Here is a 1,333-nt window from a genome sequence, read left to right as displayed (position 1 = left end):
GCCGAACACCACGCTGCGAGCGTGCGTGGCGAGACCACGGGCGTGGCTGCGGTGGCGGGTGGCGAACAGCACGGTGATCACGGCTGCTGCTGATTCGCACGGGCGTCGTCATGCGCAAAAGGCCGGGGCAACCCGGCCTTCGTCGTTCCGGCACGACATCGAAGACGACGTGCGCATCGCGGCGTGGAGAGTGCGGCGCGACTCACGTCGCCTCTACATGACGCTGCGGATACTTCACATCGACCGCCTGAGGCTCCACTTCGCCTCCTCTGCCAGCAACCGCTTGGGCGATGGCTGGGTTACGCTGCGCAGGCCCCCATTTCCCAACCGGAGTTTTTCGWTGGAACAGATCTTTGGCGGTGGCATCCTCTGGACCTTGCTGATCGGCTTCCTCGCCGGCCTGCTCGCACGGGCGCTCAAGCCGGGCAACGACAAGCTCGGCTTCTTCATGACCATCGTGCTGGGCATCCTGGGTGCTTTGCTGGCGCGCTTCGTCGGCATGCAACTGGGCTGGTACGGTCCCGGTGAACCGGCGGGCTTCATCGCCGCCGTCGTCGGCGCCATCGTGCTGCTGGTGATATATGCGATGATGAAGAAGAAGCGCTGACGCTTCATCCCGGCGCAATCGAATGCCCCTCACGGGGCATTCTTTTTTTCAACCTTACGAAACGCCAGGCGCGAGACCAAGCCGTCCTGCTGCGGCAATCGTTAAGGGCGAGCCACAGGGTCAGCGGCAAGCCTCACCGCATCGCGCTTCGAGGTCGCGCGGGCCTGCTGTCCGTCAGCGTCGGCGAGAGCGATGCACGGGAGGACAACGTCAGTCTGGACCCGCGGGGCGCCAGAGCGTGGACGCGCTGCGGGGAGGGCAAGCGCCAGCGAACGCGAACGCGAAGCGTGCCGGCGAGTCCGTCGGGACTCGGCAACACGCCTGTTTACTGGCTGCGGCCGTAGACATCCTCGAAGCGCACGATGTCGTCTTCCCCCAGATAGCTGCCCGACTGCACTTCGATCAGTTCCAGCGGCACCTTGCCGGGATTCTCCAGCCGGTGCTTCACGCCGAGGGGAATGTAGGTGCTTTCGTTCTCCGAAAGCAGCAATGTCTCGTCGCCCCGCGTCACCTTGGCGGTACCGCTGACCACGATCCAGTGCTCGGCACGGTGATGGTGCATCTGCAGGCTCAGCGCGGCGCCTGGCTTCACCTTGATCCGCTTCACCTGGTGGCGACCGCCGTTGTCGACGGAATCGTAGCTGCCCCACGGCCGATGCACCTCACGATGGAGGATGGCCTGGCTGCGCTGCTCCTTCTTGAGCCGGGCGACGACCTGCTTGACGT

Annotated in this window: 2 protein-coding genes; one reads left to right on the top strand and one right to left on the bottom strand. The window is 65.0% G+C overall.

What is annotated here, in order from left to right; all coding sequences use genetic code 11:
- The first annotated feature begins 340 nt into the window (after window positions 1-340).
- Entirely contained in the window at window positions 341-607 is a 267-nt protein-coding gene (locus AC04L7_RS18840; protein ID WP_435999971.1) for a GlsB/YeaQ/YmgE family stress response membrane protein, read from the top strand.
- 325 nt (window positions 608-932) lie between these two features.
- Here the strand turns inward: AC04L7_RS18840 and AC04L7_RS18835 are convergent.
- Window positions 933-1,333 (bottom strand): cupin domain-containing protein (locus AC04L7_RS18835; protein ID WP_475513723.1); only part of this gene is annotated, 401 nt, incomplete at its 5' end.

The sequence above is a fragment of the Pseudoxanthomonas sp. LjRoot204_2 genome, from assembly GCF_056175765.1.
This window is presented reverse-complemented; position numbering and strand designations above follow the sequence as displayed.